The sequence below is a fragment of the Vibrio casei genome (genome assembly GCF_002218025.2).
Taxonomy (GTDB): domain Bacteria; phylum Pseudomonadota; class Gammaproteobacteria; order Enterobacterales; family Vibrionaceae; genus Vibrio; species Vibrio casei.
This window is the reverse complement of sequence record NZ_AP018682.1, coordinates 126,239-142,391: the sequence shown is the minus strand read 5'-3', so window position 1 is coordinate 142,391 and position 16,153 is coordinate 126,239. Positions and strand designations below refer to the sequence as shown.

Annotated in this window: 14 protein-coding genes and 1 pseudogene; 14 read left to right on the top strand and 1 reads right to left on the bottom strand. The window is 42.4% G+C overall.

The annotated features are described in order from the left end of the window. Positions 1-19: 19 nt before the first annotated feature. The 11 genes and pseudogenes from VCASEI_RS19150 to VCASEI_RS19110 all read left to right on the top strand — a co-directional run. A pseudogene (locus VCASEI_RS19150) lies at positions 20-1,255 on the top strand (Y-family DNA polymerase); the annotation flags it as partial. 65 nt (positions 1,256-1,320) lie between these two features. After that, on the top strand, positions 1,321-1,458 hold the full coding sequence (locus tag VCASEI_RS19530) for a hypothetical protein (protein ID WP_162621117.1): 138 nt from the start codon (positions 1,321-1,323) through the stop codon (positions 1,456-1,458). Between the two features lie 797 nt (positions 1,459-2,255). Continuing rightward, entirely contained in the window at positions 2,256-3,290 is a 1,035-nt protein-coding gene (locus tag VCASEI_RS19145) for a replication initiation protein (RefSeq protein ID WP_394347163.1), read from the top strand. A gap of 110 nt (positions 3,291-3,400) precedes the next feature. Beyond that, entirely contained in the window at positions 3,401-3,529 is a 129-nt protein-coding gene (locus tag VCASEI_RS19810; RefSeq protein WP_264298504.1) for a hypothetical protein, read from the top strand. Positions 3,530-3,824: 295 nt separating this feature from the next. Next, complete coding sequence (locus VCASEI_RS19140; protein WP_089110665.1) at positions 3,825-5,591, top strand: type I restriction-modification system subunit M; 1,767 nt, start codon at positions 3,825-3,827, stop codon at positions 5,589-5,591. Continuing rightward, entirely contained in the window at positions 5,584-6,843 is a 1,260-nt protein-coding gene (locus VCASEI_RS19135) for a restriction endonuclease subunit S (RefSeq protein WP_089110664.1), read from the top strand. The genes VCASEI_RS19140 and VCASEI_RS19135 overlap by 8 nt, the downstream gene beginning before the upstream one ends. Before the next feature lies 1 nt (position 6,844). Beyond that, positions 6,845-7,900, top strand: coding sequence for a Fic family protein (locus VCASEI_RS19130; RefSeq protein ID WP_089110663.1), 1,056 nt, complete (start codon positions 6,845-6,847; stop codon positions 7,898-7,900). Positions 7,901-8,023: 123 nt separating this feature from the next. Then, a complete protein-coding gene (locus tag VCASEI_RS19125; protein ID WP_089110662.1) occupies positions 8,024-8,815 on the top strand; it encodes a type IV toxin-antitoxin system AbiEi family antitoxin in 792 nt (263 codons plus the stop codon). Further along, entirely contained in the window at positions 8,808-9,746 is a 939-nt protein-coding gene (locus tag VCASEI_RS19120) for a nucleotidyl transferase AbiEii/AbiGii toxin family protein (RefSeq protein WP_089110661.1), read from the top strand. The genes VCASEI_RS19125 and VCASEI_RS19120 overlap by 8 nt, the downstream gene beginning before the upstream one ends. 27 nt (positions 9,747-9,773) lie before the next feature. Then, a complete protein-coding gene (locus VCASEI_RS19115; protein WP_089110660.1) occupies positions 9,774-12,971 on the top strand; it encodes a type I restriction endonuclease subunit R in 3,198 nt (1,065 codons plus the stop codon). A gap of 22 nt (positions 12,972-12,993) precedes the next feature. Next, on the top strand, positions 12,994-13,737 hold the full coding sequence (locus VCASEI_RS19110) for a M48 family metallopeptidase (RefSeq protein ID WP_089110659.1): 744 nt from the start codon (positions 12,994-12,996) through the stop codon (positions 13,735-13,737). On the opposite strand, the gene VCASEI_RS19105 is transcribed toward VCASEI_RS19110, so the two are convergent. Further along, entirely contained in the window at positions 13,734-14,309 is a 576-nt protein-coding gene (locus VCASEI_RS19105) for a DUF2913 family protein (RefSeq protein WP_089110658.1), read from the bottom strand. The genes VCASEI_RS19110 and VCASEI_RS19105 overlap by 4 nt on opposite strands. Before the next feature lie 302 nt (positions 14,310-14,611). Here VCASEI_RS19105 and VCASEI_RS19095 point away from each other — a divergent pair, with 302 nt between their 5' ends. The 3 genes from VCASEI_RS19095 to tnpB all read left to right on the top strand — a co-directional run bounded on the left by VCASEI_RS19095 (position 14,612) and on the right by tnpB (position 16,090). Beyond that, the gene (locus VCASEI_RS19095; RefSeq protein ID WP_089110656.1) at positions 14,612-15,211 is read left to right on the top strand and encodes a hypothetical protein; all 600 of its coding nucleotides are present in this window, start codon (positions 14,612-14,614) and stop codon (positions 15,209-15,211) included. 181 nt (positions 15,212-15,392) lie between these two features. Next, positions 15,393-15,767 (top strand): hypothetical protein, encoded by a 375-nt coding sequence (locus VCASEI_RS19090; RefSeq protein WP_110957753.1) that lies wholly within the window; start codon positions 15,393-15,395, stop codon positions 15,765-15,767. Continuing rightward, the gene (tnpB, locus tag VCASEI_RS19085) at positions 15,764-16,090 is read left to right on the top strand and encodes an IS66 family insertion sequence element accessory protein TnpB (RefSeq protein ID WP_004393962.1); all 327 of its coding nucleotides are present in this window, start codon (positions 15,764-15,766) and stop codon (positions 16,088-16,090) included. The genes VCASEI_RS19090 and tnpB overlap by 4 nt, the downstream gene beginning before the upstream one ends. The last annotated feature ends 63 nt before the right edge of the window (positions 16,091-16,153 follow it).

Sequence of the window (16,153 nt, the reverse complement as noted above, 5' to 3'; positions counted from 1 at the left end):
TACATCAACCTGTCACGGTAATGCGTTTTATTGTAGTGCGGAACAAGTATTCCGGCCTGATTTGCGAGGCAAGCCTATCGTTGTTCTATCGAATAACGATGGTTGTATCGTCGCGGCTAACCGCCAGGCAAAAGAGCTCGGCATCCCCAAGTTTAAGCCCTTTTTTGAAGTGCAAAGATTATGTGAACATAAGGGCGTCGTGGCTTTATCGTCCAATTATGAGTTATATGCCGACTTATCAGCCAAGATGATGACCGTGATTGGGCGCTTTGCACCTGAGCAGCATATCTACAGCATCGATGAATCATTCTTATCTTTGAGACACTGCCAACAAGCGATCCCAGATTTACGTGCGCATGGCATATTGATCCGTAAATCCGTATGGAAAGAATGTCGTTTACCGGTGTGCGTAGGAATGGGGCCAACGCTGACCTTAGCAAAACTTGCCAATCATGCGGCAAAGAAAATACAGGGCTATCAAGGTGTTTGTGTGTTGGATTCAGACGCTGAACGTATCCATATTTTAAAGCATGTTCCTGTCTCTGAAGTATGGGGGATTGGCCGACGCTTAACGACAAAGCTCAATGTCATGGGCATTAAAAGCGCTTATGATTTAGCGTGCTTTGACCCAATGAAAGCTCAGCGATTCTTTAATGTAGAGTTGGAACGCACAGTTCGAGAGTTAAATGGCCAAGCTTGTAAACAATGGGATGCGATACGTGCGGATAAGAAACAGATTTTTTCAACACGCAGTGTCGGAACTCGTATCATGGATTTAGATACCTTACAGCAAGCCCTAAGCAAGCATGTTGGCATTGCCTCCGCTAAAGCCAGAAAGCAACAATCCTTATGCAAAGTAATGATGTGTTTTGCATCAAGTTCACCTTTTGATGCAATCCCAGTCAGCAGTAAGGCAGTACATCATTTTCCTTATCCTACCTCAGATACAACCGTCATTACCCAGGCGGTGAGACAGCTTGCAGAGCAGATGTTTAAGCCTGATGTACGCTATTACAAAGTCGGTGTTGGACTGGTTGATTTAATTGATGGCAAACATGCGCAAATCGATTGGCTGAATCCCAACCCTGACGACCCAAGATTGATGAAAGTATTAGATGGCTTGAACCAACGTTATGGTAGGGATTCGTTGTTTGTGGCAGCGCAAGGTACGGTTGAAAAGTGGGCAATGAGACGAGAAAGGTTAACGCCTCAGTACACGACTAAGTGGGGGGATATACCGGTTGTTAGGTGTTAGTGTTTTCAAATTTGAAAGGTATAGTATCACTACTTATTGTGTCTTGATGGCGAAAGGTTATATCTATGAGCGTTATCTTTATTTTTTGGGGTATTTCATTGGTCATTGGCTTACTGACTTTATTCGCCTCTCCTTTAGAGAAGAAACTGGATAAGTTAGAAAAATGCTTGTTGGATTATGCAGATTCAAATAATGAAAAGTAATGAAATATCGTGTTAATAATCCGATGATGTAGCTCCTGCTTGATTTCGCGAACCTCTTCGCTCGTTCCTCCCTCAATCGGTGGCTCAACCAAGCCACCAATATTCACAAACAACGTTCATTCTGTCGTTTGATTATCTACATGAAGCGAAACTTGGAACCTAAAATAGGATCTATAGTAGTTAACAAAAAAGTTTGCTTTTATTGTTATAAGCAAACTTTTTTGTAAGTTTAGAGCCTGTTTTACATATTTGTTTGCTTTTCTTGTTTTCAGCAAACAATTTTGTCGATTTAAACATTGTATGAAGGTTTGTTGGTTGAGGTTGCAGCATTTATTCACTTATCCACACACACTATAAAGATCTATTATTAACTAACAAATCTAAAGATCTAACTAGACTAAAAGACTAAGAGATCTATAGCAGTTTTATATTGTTGATTTTAAATGCTTTTATCATGATTAATCGACAGGTTTATTTGCTTTTAGATCAAAAAGGTTTGCAGCAAGATCATATTCGTTTGCTTTTGGATCAGATTTATTTGCTTTACAACCTAAATAGTTTGCTTTGATGACATAAAAATTTGCTTATTGATCATTTACTTGTCTTAAAGTGTACAAGAAAGTTTGCTTTTTCATATTGAAGACAACTTTTAGGCTTTGATAGCCTTATTGAGCAAATAATTCTGTGATTTAACCTCATAATTTACACGTTTGTTTGCTTTACGTTTCATGTGTGAGTATATTTTGAGCATAAGTACAAAAATGTTTGCTTGTAGCAAACAAACGTGTGAGTTAACGATGAATTCTAAAAAACTACCAACCCATATAAAGAAAGGGCATCAGCTCGTATTCTCACAACAAGATTTGACGGCTAGGGAAGCAAACTTGTTTGGTTTAATGATAGCTAACATGCGCCCTGAAGACTGGGAAGGTAACACTCCCGAGTATACTTTCACTGCAGCGCAGCTTTCTGATTGGCTTGGTTTGAATAATCGAGCGATTGGTTCACAACTTAATGATGTGGTTAGCCGTCTCTCCTCTAGAAAAATTGGGATCATCCAAGAATCAAAGGGGGATACAGAATTTGAGTTCACCCCTCTATTTAAAAAAGCAAAATACAAAGATCGTGTTTTGACGCTAGTGCCTAACGATGCTCTAGCGAAGGAGTACGTGGAATACAACAAAGGCTTTTCACTGATTAATACCAAAAGCTACTTAGGATTGAAGCGAGAGTACACCAAACGCCTCTATGAGATACTTTCTCGCTTTAAAGGCGATAAGAAGCTCAACCTAATGGAAGTTGAAGCGCTAAAGGCTTATATGGGCATTCTGGACGAGAAAGGGGATATTAAAAAGAATAAGAGCTCATTCTCAAACAATGGCGTGTTTATTACTCGCTGCATTCGAGAAAGCATCATCGAGCTTAGTAACGATCCTAAAACTCAAAAAGAGATCATGTTTCACGAATCTCCTGATGGCCTGGGTATCAAGCTGCATAAACATGGCCGTAATGTACATTCTGTTGAGTTTCTTTATACGTGGATAAACGTCAAAAACCCTGTTGAAGTTCTGAATTTTGAAGATGCTAAAAAAATCATTACTAAGCTTGAAACAAAGCGTTTAACTGGGGATGAACCTTTATCAATCAATGAACTTAAATCATTGGCTGCTGCATATCGCGTTTTTGAAGAAGATGAACAAGCAGAGAAAGTTGAAAGAGCGATTATTAAGCGTCAATCAACTGGTGAAGGTGATGAAAGTGAGGCGGCTGATAAGGCATTCTTAGATAAAATTAAAGAGCTTCAACAGATGAATAATGATGTTGAGTATTAACAGGTAGTTTATACCTCATTTCCTGATTAGACTATAAGTGACAGTGTAGCGTTGATGCGTGGCTTTTCCTGACGATACCACAGCAAAATGATTCTCTTTCGGAGGAATATATGATTACGATAAACCTAGCCAATGGATTTGTACCACTTCTCATTGCTTTAGGTGGACTCATGATAGGAGCCGCTTTGATGCTTTATTATGCTTATAAATGGGATCAGCGTCATTCTGATGATGATTAATAAACTATTGAAAATAAGTTCCTTTACTTCAAATGGTTATTGGCTTTTCAATGGCCATGCTTGAAGCCAATCGAACACTTATCATTTCGATAAATTGATATAACTCTTTGTTTCATCATATCTCTATTGTCACCCTCCTAGCATCACCGTAGAATCTCTAGCAATTAAAAGATTTTACTACGACGCCAACTGTCGCACTCCACCCTAATATCGATGTTATACCCAAACAAAAGGGTATAGATGATTATTTTGGCTTTTTATCACCAAGCCTTTCAGCTTTGAAATGGACAACCACATGACCACCAGCGCGAAAATCACCCTGCAACAGCTTGAATCTTTCCTATGGCAAACCGCCGACATTCTTCGTGGCAATATGGATGCCTCTGAATATAAAGATTACATCTTCGGCATGTTATTCCTAAAACGCCTGTCTGATGCCTTTGAAGAATCTCAGCAAGGTGTGGTGCAATATTATCTAGACAAAGGCAAAACCCAAGAACAAGCAGAAGAGCTGGCTGATGATGAAGATGAATACGACACCACCTTTTATGTGCCAGAAAATGCCCGTTGGTCAGCGCTGAAAGATTTAAAACATAATATTGGTGAAACCCTCAACAAAGCCACTGAATCAATTGAAGAATTTAACCCGTCATTAGAAGGCGTGTTAGTCACCATCGACTTCAACATCAAAAACAAATTGTCGGATGCCAAACTGCGTGATTTGTTATCCCACTTTAGCCAATATCGCCTACGTAATGAAGATTTCGAACGTCCAGATATGTTAGGCGCGGCTTATGAATACTTGATCAAAATGTTTGCTGACAGTGCTGGTAAAAAAGGTGGGGAATTTTATACGCCGTCAGAAGTGGTAAAACTGCTGGTGACGCTATTAAAGCCTCGCGCAGGAATGCGTATTTACGATCCAACCATAGGTTCGGGCGGTATGTTAATCCAAACCCGTGGCTATCTTGAATCGCAAGGTGAAAATGCTGCCAACCTTTCTTTATACGGCCAAGAGATGAACCTAAACACTTGGGCGATTTGTAAGATGAACATGTTCTTACACGGCGTGCAAAGTGCCGATATTCGTAAGGGCGATACCTTGCGCGAACCTAAGCATACCCAAGGCGGCGAGTTAATGACTTTTGATCGTGTGATCGCCAATCCGCCGTTCTCACTGAAAAAGTGGGGCAAGGAAGAATGTGATAGCGATGGTTTTGCGCGTTTCCCTTATGGCACACCGCCGAAAGATGCGGGTGATTTAGCCTTTGTGCAACACATGATCGCCAGCACCAACGCAGAAGGCATGGTCGGCGTGGTGATGCCGCATGGAGTATTGTTCCGTGGCTCAAGTGAAAAAGCGATCCGTCAGGGCATTTTACAAGACGATTTATTAGAAGCGGTGATTGGTTTGCCGTCGGGCTTGTTCTATGGCACTGGCATTCCCGCTTGTTTGCTTGTCATCAATAAGAACAAATCGGCCGAGCGTAAAGGCAAGGTGTTGTTTATTAATGCTGAGTTGGATTATCAAGAAGGCAAAAACCAAAACGTTCTACGCCAACAAGATTTAGACAAAATTGTTGCCGCTTTTGATGCCTATCAAGACATTAAGCGTTACGCCAAAGTGGTGGAACTGGCAGAAATCGAAGCCAATGATTTTAACTTGAATATTCGTCGTTACGCCGATACCTCACCACCGGCAGAAATCTTTGATGTACGCGCCATTCTTCACGGTGGCGTGCCAGTGCGTGAAGTGGAAGAAGATTACATCCGCGAAGAGATCTTAGGGGATTTTGATGTGTCTTTGGTGTTTGATACACAAAACATGGCAAACACTGACGAGCGCTATTACGCCTTTAAGCCACAAATTGCATCAAAAGAAGCGCTCCGTGAGTTTATTTTACAACATGCACCCACTGACACCGAAGTAGACAGCAAGGTGATAGCCCAACTAGAACGCTGGTGGGATAAATACCAAGTGTCGCTACATGAGTTAGACCAACAGGTGCAAGACGCCGAGCAAGTGATGCAAGGTTACTTGAAGGAGTTGGGTTATGAGTAATGTGGTGCCTGAGGGGTGGGCTGAATTTCGATTAGGTGATCTTACAGACGTTATTACTAAAGGCACAACGCCAAAATCATATACTGAGAACGGGGTTAATTTCGTAAAAGTTGAAAGTGTATCTAATAGCGCTACTTTATTACCTTCAAAATTCTCATATATAGATGCAGAAACCAATGAAAAATTTAAGCGCTCACAACTTAATGATGGCGATATTCTTTTCAGTATTGCAGGAAGCTTAGGTCGTTTAGCCTTAGTTGAAAAAAGACACTTACCAGCGAATACAAATCAAGCATTAGCTATTATTAGACTCCAGAAAGATGTGATTAATACAAGCTTTTGTATCCAATATTTAAAAAGCAATCAGATTCAACTTGAATTAATGAAACTTCAAACTGTTGGTGCTCAGCCCAATTTAAGTTTACAACAAGTTTCAGATATATATTTGAAAGTTCCTAAGGAACCAGAACAAAAGAAAATCGCGGCGATTCTCACCTCCGTCGATGAGGTGATTGAAAAAACACAGGCGCAAATCGATAAGCTTAAAGACCTCAAAACAGCCATGATGCAAGAACTGCTGACCTGCGGTGTCGGCGTAGATGGCAAGCCTCATACCGAGTTTAAGGATTCCCCTGTGGGTAGAATTCCGAAAGGGTGGGAGGTTAAGAGCTTAGATACAGTAGTTAAGTGTGTTGTTGACTGCGAACATAAAACGGCACCATATGTTGAACAATCGGAATTTATGGTAGTGCGGACAAGCAACGTCAGAGATGGGGAGTTAGTATTTGATGATATGAAGTTTACTCACTCTGACGGATTTAATGAGTGGACGAAAAGGACTGTTCCAACAAAGGGTGATGTATTATTTACTCGTGAAGCTCCAGCAGGTGAGTCTTGTTTAGTACCAGATAACCTAAAAGTGTGTATGGGACAAAGGATGGTGTTATTACGTCCTGATAATGATGTTGTTGAATCTGATTTTTTTTCAATGTTTTTGACTTCAGAAGTAGCTAAGAAAAGTATATTTGAAATGTCGATAGGGACAACGGTTAGTCGTATTAATATTGAAGATATAAAGAAAATACCGTGTGTGGTTCCTCCGAAGATAGAACAAATAAAAATTGCTAACAGTATAAGTTGTGTCCAAAATTTGTTATCTACAAAACAAGGTAAATTAGAGTCGCTAAATCTCATCAAAAAAGCCCTTATGCAAGATCTCCTCACCGGCAAAGTCCGAGTTAAGGTGGATTAACATGCACTACGCACCGCCTTTCTCGCTTAATAACCAAATCCTGTCGCGGGTGGCTAACATCAGCGAACAGCTTGGCCGATTGACTGCCACGCAAGATAAGGTGCAATCGTTATTGCTACGAAAGGTTAACCGAGTGCGTACCATCCAGGGCTCACTGGCGATTGAAGGTAATCAGCTCACCGAAGACCAAATCACCGCCATTTTAGAAGGCAAGCGAGTAATTGCCCCAGCGCGTGAGGTACAAGAAGCCAGCAATGCCCTCACCGTATACGAGCAACTCGACCGCTTTGCATACCAAAAAGAATCAAGCTTATTGCAAGCGCATAAAACCTTAATGTTGGGATTGATTGATAGCGCAGGGCAATACCGCAACACTGGCGTGGGCGTAATTAAAAACCAGCAAGTCATTCACATGGCACCACCAGCAGATCGCGTACCCAAATTAATGGGCGAATTGTTTACATGGCTCGCTAACAGTGACGATCATCCGCTGATCAAAAGCTGCGTATTTCACTATGAGTTTGAGTTCATTCATCCGTTCGCCGATGGTAATGGTCGCATGGGGCGCTTGTGGCAAACGCTGATCTTAAAGCAATACCATGAAGTGTTTACCTACTTGCCGGTCGAGAGCTTAATCGCCGCCCATCAAACCGAGTATTATCAAGCTATCGCTGATAGTACTAACGCCGCCGACAGCGCACCCTTTATCGCTTTTATGTTGTCGATGATAGAGCAGGCTCTACAGCAGTTGCATCATACTTCTGAGAGTGTCGAAACCGGTGTTAGCCCCCAAGTCGCCCCCCAAGTCACCCCCCAAGTCAAAATGCTAATCAAGGTGATGAAAGTAGCCGGCGAAGCCGAGCAAGCACAAACTAGCTTTAACCGAACGGATTTACAGCAGTTGCTTGGTTTAAAAGACAAAAAATCCTTTAATCAACGTTATTTACAGCCAGCATTAAGCAATGGCTTGATTGAAATGACGATTCCAGAAAAACCCACTAGTCGCTTACAACAATATCGACTGACAGCGTTAGGCAAATCAATACAGGTTGGATAGGGAAGGTTGCTTGTATTGTTGGTTTATTTATTTGTGTATTTTAATACCTTAGGTGCTAAAATAATAAAATAAATAAACCGATTGGTTTGTGTTTAATGTGATATTCATACCTTAGGTGTTAAAATGTCATCAAAAATAAACTGGCTAGTGTCACATACCTCTCCGTCTTCTATCGTGTTGTTGCCTTGGTTGCTTGAGCACGGTATCGGTTATTCTTTGGCTCAAAAATATGCAAAAAGTGGTTGGTTAAAGCGGTTAGCTTCGGGGGTTTACTACCGTCCAGATGCTAGAAATGATGCTTTACCAACTTGGGTTGAAGCCTTACACGCGTTAAATAGCCAATTACAACTTCCTGTTCATTTAGCAGGACTAAGCAGTTTAACGCACCAAGGTTTAAGTCATTATTTGCCAGTATCGAAAGAGCAAGTTTGGTTAGGGGTTGAACAAAAAGCTGATCTTCCTAAATGGTTTAGAGAGTTTGATTCATCATCCTGGTCGTATTGCACAAATACAAAGCTTGAGTTAATGGCTGAAAAAGATCTCAAAACCATAACGGTACAAGGTCAAGAGATTAAGGCCAGTTGTCCTGAACTGGCTGCTTATGAAGTGGTGGATGCGATAGGCAAATTAATCTCTTTTGAGCATGCGGCAGAACTCCTCCAAGGTTTAGTCAATTTAAGTCCTAGAAAAGTACAATCTCTTCTTGAGCGTAGTGATGCTATACAAGCAAACCGTATTTTCTTGTTCTTGAGCCATTATCACGGACATCAATGGGTGAAACGGTTAGATGAAAGCAAGATAAAACTAGGCTCGGGGAAACGACAAGTTGTTGAAGGTGGGCGCTATGATGAGCGTTACAAAATCACGGTTCCAATGACTTTAGATATATCAAAAAAAGAGCAAGATTATGGATAGAAATAGCCCGTACTATAAGCAGGTTTCACTGCTCATTCGAATGCTACCCATTGTCGCAACGGAACCTTGTTTTGCTTTGAAAGGTGGTACGGCGATTAATTTGTTTGTGTGGGATTTTCCTCGCTTGTCGGTGGATATCGATCTTGCTTACTTGCCACTAGAGCCAAGAGATGAAGCCCTAGCCAATGTAAAAGCAGCACTGCAACGTATTGTAGATATCATTAATACTCAATCAGGGATTAAAGCCGTTTATCAAGATAACCGAGCCGATGAGCTTAGGATCATAGTTTCTACACCAAGTGCGACGATTAAAATTGAAGTTTCCCCTGTTTCTAGAGGTACTTTACATTCTGCTGAAATAACTCCAATCAAAGAAACGGTAGAAGATGAATTTGGCTATGCAGAAATCCCTGTTGTTAGCCTTCCTGATTTATATGGTGGCAAACTTTGTGCAGCGATGGATCGACAACATCCTAGGGATCTATTTGATGTGCGTATGTTGCTGAACTCTGACGGGATTTCTCGTGATATTTTTGTTGGATTCTTAACGTATTTACTCGGTCATCCAAGGCCAATTAACGAAGTGATGAATCCAAACTGGCAGTTGCTTGATGAAAGGTTTCAATCTGAGTTTGATGGCATGACATTTGAACCTGTTACGCTTGAAGAATTAACGTCTGCTCGCACTGAGATGTTACGCGCACTACAAAAACAGTTTACGGATAAAGATCGTGCCTTTTTGCTGTCCTATAAGGAAGGGGCTCCTGATTGGTCTTTGTTTGATTATCCTGATATAGCAAACCTGCCAGCGATTCGTTGGAAATTACAAAATATAGAGAAGTTAGCAAGAAACCAGGATAAGCATTTAGAGCAAGTAGCAAAATTAGAACGGGTACTTGATGAGTGGTTGAAGCAATCAAGCCAGCAATAATATGACGTATAGATAAGGCCGTTTAGGATGAACAACGAATTCGATAAGGTAGAAGCACCCGCCATTGCTCAGTTGGTATCACAAGGCTGGCAATATGTGAGAGGTCAAGATCTCGCGCCAGATCACCTGGATACCGATGGTAAGGCCGAACGAGCCTACTACCGTGATGTGGTGTTGGTGAAGCGTTTGGAATCGGCCATTAAGCGCTTAAACCCTTGGATCAGCGACGAGAACTTGCGCAAAGTGAGCCGTGAAGTGACTCACCCACATCATGCAGGTTTAATGGAATATAACCACGCCTTTTATCAAACCATGGTGCAATATCTGTCTGTCGAGCAAGATCTCGGTAAAGGTCGCAAAGGGCAGACGGTCAAACTGATCGATTTCGATAATCCTGACAATAACGAGTTTCTATGCTGTAACCAGTTTAAGGTCGAAGGGCTGAATCAAAACATCATTCCCGATATTGTGTGCTTTGTGAATGGTATTCCTTTGGCAGTGATTGAATGTAAATCGCCATACATTGCCAGCCCGATGAGCGAAGGGATTAATCAACTAAGACGTTATGCCAATCTTCGTCAGCCAGAAGTCGATGAAGGGGCGGAAAAACTGTTTTGGTATAACCAGCTAATGGTCTCGACTTGTCGCGATAAAGCCAAAGTGGGTACCATCAGCTCAAGTAGCCAGCATTATGGTGATTGGAAAGATGCTTATCCTTATACCGCAGAGCATATCACTCAACAAACGCTCAGCAATAAACTGGATAATCTCCAAGCCAAGCTAGAAATCGAACTTCCGGAACACGCGTTATTAGAGGATACAACGCCTCAAACCGAATTATTGCAAGCGGCAGAAGCGCCAGCCTTATACGAAGTCAACGCACAGAACATTACTGAACCTAGCGATCATGATGTGACGGCTCAACAGCGTTTGCTTGCCGGTATGTTCAATAAAACTAGCTTCTTAGATATTCTGCAGAACTTCGTTTTGTTTGAGACCGACGATGGCAAGATGATTAAGAAAGTCGCCCGTTATCAGCAATATCGTGCGGTGAATAAAGTTATTGAGCGTCTAAGAACCGGTAAAGACCGCAAAGAAAAGTCTGGAGTAGTTTGGCATACCCAGGGCAGTGGTAAATCCCTGACTATGGTGATGCTGGCGGTGAAGATGCGCCGTGATCCGATTTTAAAACAATACAAGCTGGTGTTTATTACCGACCGAACTCAGCTGGATGAACAACTTTCTAATACCTTCCGTGATGCACAGGGCGAAACCGTTTATAACGCAGGCTCGGTGGCTCAGCTCAAAGAATTGCTGAAAAAAGACAGCTCAGATTTGGTGACGGCCATGGTGCAAAAGTTCTCCGATCTTGAGAAAGAGCAAGCCAATAGTGAATTCGTCGATTTAAACCCAAGCGATAAAATCATTGTACTTGCTGATGAAGCGCACAGGACTCAATTTGGTGGTCTGGCGTTAACCATTAATGCTGCGTTGCCGAATGCGCCTAAGATTGGTTTTACGGGTACGCCTTTGCTTAAAACACAAAAGATGGGGCAAGCGTTTGGTGGTTATATCGATGAATACAAGATTAACCAAGCGGTAGAAGATGGCGCGACGGTTAAGCTGTTGTATGAGGGCCGTGAAGTGAAGTCCGAAGTGGCAGGGGATTCCCTCGATGCTTTGTTTGAAGAATATTTTGGCGATTACAGCAAAGAAGAACAGCAAGAAATCAAACAAAAATACGGCGTGGAAAAAGCGGTACGTGAAGCGCCTGCTCGCATTCGTTGGGTGTGCCTAGACATTATTAAGCATTATAAAGAACATATTCGCCCAGATGGATTCAAAGCCATGATCGTGGTGGGCAGTCGTCATGCCGCAGCCTTGTATAAGCAAACTTTGGATGAATTGGATGGGCCGTTATCGGAAGTGATTATTTCAGGCAATCATAACGATGAAGCTTACCTTGCCAAGTACACAGATAAAGCGCATCAAAAGCAGGTGATTGCTAATTTCAAAAAGCCTTTTGGAACCGATTCCAAAGACACCAAAGAAGCAGATAAGAAGTTTGATAACACGTCATTTTTGATTGTGAAAGACATGCTTTTAACCGGCTTTGATGCTCCGATTGCGCAAGTCATGTATATCGACCGTTTATTGCAAGATCATACTTTGATGCAAGCGATTGCACGGGTGAATCGTAGCTATAAGGGAAAAGAATGCGGTTATGTGGTGGATTATTACGGCCTCGCCACTCAGCTAACGCAAGCCTTGGAGTTGTTTAGCAGTGAAGATGTGGAAGGCACTTACCAAAGCCTGAAAGATGAAATACCTAAGCTAAAAGCTAAACACACTCGCGCGATGTCTTTCTTTAAAGGCATGACTAGCGAAGATGTGGATGATTATGTGGTGTTGCTGAAAGATGAAGCCAAACGCGCTCAGTTTGATATGGCGTTTAAGCAGTTTGCCAAACAACTTAATGTGATTTTACCGGATACTGCCGCGGTGCCATTTATGGCGGATGCTCGCTTTTTAGGTAAGGTGCATCATGCCGCAAAAAATAAATACCGTGATGAAGGGTTAGATATGAATGACATTGGCGCTAAGGTTCGGGCGCTGGTGGATGAGCATATTCTAAGTACTGGCGTTGATCCAAAAATTCCGCCGATTGATTTATTGGCGGTGGATTTTAAAGACAGTATTCAAGCCTCCAAATCCGATGAATCGAAAGCTTCTGAAATTGAAAGTGCGATTAAGCATCACATTAATATCAACCTGGACGAAGACCCGGAATATTACCGTTCGTTAAGCTTGCGATTGCGTGACATTATCGAAAAAACCGCCGGACGTTGGGAAGAGCAGTTAGAGTTATTGTTTGAGTTTAGAGATGAAGTCTCGGAAGGACATCAACAAGCAGCGCAGGATTTAGGGCTAAGCGAAGTGGAGTTTGCTTTCTATGGCATCTTAATGACGGAAGTGACCAATGTCAGTGATGGTGATGTGGTGGATGCCAGTATTCACGAGTCAATCAAAGACACGACTCAAGAGTTAGTGAAAACCTTAGAAGAAGCCACTCAGATCGTTGATTTCTTTAATAAACAAGATGAAATCAAACGCATGAAAAAGATCATAAAGCGTATCGTGTTAGATCAGCCATTCGGTGACAAAGCCTTGGTGAATATTTTGCAAGAACGCTTTATGGAACTGGCGAAGACCAAATTTGGTTAATTTAAGGATTGATTAAGCTGACATGAATAAGCCTTTAATTAACGACATAGCCATTAATGCCGAACAAGCAGATTTGATTGAAGGGCAAGGCTATCAAGTTCATATCGTAAGAACTTCACGCCGTAAAACGGCTTCGATGAAAGTTGAAGACGGCGTGGTGAGCATTGTCGTGCCAAAATCTTTAGCCCATGAACGTATACAATCGCTGGTGGAAGCCAAGCATCAATGGATAATAGAAAAGCTCGCGATTTATCAAGCCAGCAAACCGGCCAGTGAAAAGCATTATGTATCAGGTGAAGCCTTTCCTTATCTTGGGCGCAACTATCGCTTAAAGGTGCTGCAAGGGGAATTAAAAGGGGCAAAACTGCTCAATGGTCGCATGACGGTGACAGTGCCTGAACCTGAAGCCCAACGTCATTATGTACGTAAATCATTAGAAAATTGGTACTTACGCCAAGCGCAAAAGAAAATTCGCGAGAAGGTGGAACGCTACCGTACTGTCGTGGGCGTCGAAACTGGCGTGATCCGTATTAAAGAGTTTAAAAGCCGCTGGGGCAGTTGCACTTCTTATGGAGATTTAGAATTCAACTGGCTCATTGTGATGGCGCCAAACCGTATCGTGGATTATGTGGTGATCCACGAGCTATGCCACCTCATCCATCACGACCATTCCCCAAGCTTTTGGAAAGAAGTCGAGCGCGTGATGCCCGATTATCGTGAACATAAAGCGTGGCTGAAAGAGCACGGGCACAGGTTGGGTTTTTAAGTATTGAGTGGGCTCAAAGTAAACTCATACATTGATGTTTTCTCAGGGGGCGTTGATGCTGATATTGAAAAGAAACCCAGGACACTTAATTCACGCTCTATAACATCTGGATGTTCCGTTTTTATAAAAAGCGTTAACGGCTTAAGCATAAGGCCATCCGCGTCGAATGATTCTGCAATTTTAGCTTCCGATACCATAAGGATATCTTGATCATCCATGTCATCACTTTCGGTCAGCATGCTATGGATACCACCTTTTTCCATATGGGTGAGAACTCGAAATAGCTTTTCTGAATCATTAGGATTAATAACGGATTGATAGCTATCGACGATCTGAAGAAGTCTCTTTTCAATCGATTCACCGGCAGGCTTCATTAAAGAGATGGTTTTCAGTCTTTTTTTTACTAGAGCGTAGCGGCGATCTTTAACTAATGGTTTGATATACCTAATAATGATCTGGTTTCGGGCTTGTGTTGTGAAGAACTTTTGTGATTTCGTTACTTCCAGATATAGGTGCAGTAGAGCGTTTGTGAGTACATCAGATAATTGCTTATGAAAGGTTGAATCTGTCATCTGTGTTAAGTTTCTTGTTAGTGCGATGCTTGGAGGTGAGCTTATCACAATGTAGAAATAACGGTAGTAAGGGAGTGTAAATTGACCTGTTGTACTTAAGGATGATCTGATTGTGTGCTGGAGTTGGGACGAATTTATCTGATCATGACTGAACTACAACGATACGTTCTGATTGACAACATTGTACTTGAGAAGATTGAGCACGAACCAACGTTAGTAGTTGTCGAGAATGATGAAACCGGCGAGTGCGATATTTGGATTGACCACACCCTCATGACGGTCAACGATTCAATCTATCAGAGGTGCGTAAAGCAGGCGCATTTGCTTTAGAGAAAGCCAATAAATATGGACAATCAATCAAGCGCTTGGATAGCTTAAAGAAAGGAATAAAGATATTAGAATCGAGAGTCGAATGTTACTCACCAGCGTATCTAATCGAACCCACTTCAGGTTTAGACATTGAAGTTCCGAAGAGTCCACTAGACCAAGACAGTATCATTCTTCAAAACACGCACTGCGATCTCGACAAAGCTATCGATTTAATGGTTGGAATATTGGAGGAGTTAAACGCTGATCCAGAAGTTTTATTTGGCGCAAAATTGGGGCTAATGGCGCGAGACATTAATGTTCCTGACCGCGAGATGACGTCTAAATCAGGACGCATCGGTTTTATGATCAACACTCTAAATACTGTCGTACGACAACTGCCCGATGAAACGTTGAGAGCCAATGCCTGCGCTCACTTTCGAACGTTTTGTTTCCACGCTGAAATACTTGGCATCGATAATACGGTTAATTTGGTTAATAAAACGATGAACGATGGGGTACAGGTTCGAAGTGAATTCATTTCACGAGCTGAGCGGAAATCGATGAACGAGAAAGCTGCACACAAAGCCGCATAACACGGAAAAATAGCAGGGTATAACACCCTGCTAAATTCCTACCAACAATATACGTTGACTGCTGGTGGTTACAATAAATCCCAAAACCACATCCGGTGTTTCGTGAGCTTACGGCAGCATAGCTCAACTTAACTCGCCAGCTCTGGTTTACTAAGTGCTTATCCAATATAAGGAAGGCACCATGCAAAACCAGAAAAACCTGATTCAGGCCACTGCTGACTTTGAGCACTGGCGACAAACCCGCATTAATAAACATGCCAGTATCCCCGATGAACTACGCTGCTTAGCACTCAAGCTGCTTGAAGAATATCCGATCAGTCACGTGACCAAAGCACTACGGATCTGCACCACCCAGCTCAATGACTGGCGCAAGCAACTTCCCGTTAAGTCGTCCGCTCCTGATTTTGTTCCGTTACAGATAGAGCCTGATTTACTACCTAAATCAGACCTGAGCCTTCAGCTCACTCTTCCTAATTCAAGTCAGATCTGTATCAGCGGCCTTGTCTCTCCTGACTTATTGCGAGCTCTGATACAAGAAGCAGGAGAAGTAAAATGATCCACCTGACTGCTGAGAGTAAAATCCTGCTTGCGACTCAACCAGCCGATTTTCGCTGTGGTATTGATGGACTCGCCGCCCTGTGTCGTCATCAGCTAAAACAGTCGCCTCGTAGCGGAACCCTGTTTGTGTTTACCAACCGCCGTCAAACCATGCTTAGAGCATTATGTTATGACGGCTCTGGCTTCTGGTTAATCAATAAACGCCTGAGCAAAGGCCGCTTTCAAGATTGGCCCCGTCATCACCAAGATGGGGTGACCCCTGTCGCCGCGAAGCAGCTTAAAGCTCTGTTGGTGGGGCTGCCTGGCTGGCAAAAAGTATGACCGTACGCACACTATTCCCCCTTAAGTTATCGATCCTCACGATCATGTTGACTGATCCCACAA

Coding starts and splice junctions, on each gene's coding strand:
- VCASEI_RS19530 (WP_162621117.1), top strand. CDS start 1,321: ATGAGCGTTATCTTTATTTTTTGGGGTATTTCATTGGTCATTGGCTTA.
- VCASEI_RS19145 (WP_394347163.1), top strand. CDS start 2,256: ATGAATTCTAAAAAACTACCAACCCATATAAAGAAAGGGCATCAGCTC.
- VCASEI_RS19810 (WP_264298504.1), top strand. CDS start 3,401: ATGATTACGATAAACCTAGCCAATGGATTTGTACCACTTCTCATTGCT.
- VCASEI_RS19140 (WP_089110665.1), top strand. CDS start 3,825: ATGACCACCAGCGCGAAAATCACCCTGCAACAGCTTGAATCTTTCCTA.
- VCASEI_RS19135 (WP_089110664.1), top strand. CDS start 5,584: ATGAGTAATGTGGTGCCTGAGGGGTGGGCTGAATTTCGATTAGGTGAT.
- VCASEI_RS19130 (WP_089110663.1), top strand. CDS start 6,845: ATGCACTACGCACCGCCTTTCTCGCTTAATAACCAAATCCTGTCGCGG.
- VCASEI_RS19125 (WP_089110662.1), top strand. CDS start 8,024: ATGTCATCAAAAATAAACTGGCTAGTGTCACATACCTCTCCGTCTTCT.
- VCASEI_RS19120 (WP_089110661.1), top strand. CDS start 8,808: ATGGATAGAAATAGCCCGTACTATAAGCAGGTTTCACTGCTCATTCGA.
- VCASEI_RS19115 (WP_089110660.1), top strand. CDS start 9,774: ATGAACAACGAATTCGATAAGGTAGAAGCACCCGCCATTGCTCAGTTG.
- VCASEI_RS19110 (WP_089110659.1), top strand. CDS start 12,994: ATGAATAAGCCTTTAATTAACGACATAGCCATTAATGCCGAACAAGCA.
- VCASEI_RS19105 (WP_089110658.1), bottom strand. CDS start 14,309: ATGACAGATTCAACCTTTCATAAGCAATTATCTGATGTACTCACAAAC.
- VCASEI_RS19090 (WP_110957753.1), top strand. CDS start 15,393: ATGCAAAACCAGAAAAACCTGATTCAGGCCACTGCTGACTTTGAGCAC.
- tnpB (WP_004393962.1), top strand. CDS start 15,764: ATGATCCACCTGACTGCTGAGAGTAAAATCCTGCTTGCGACTCAACCA.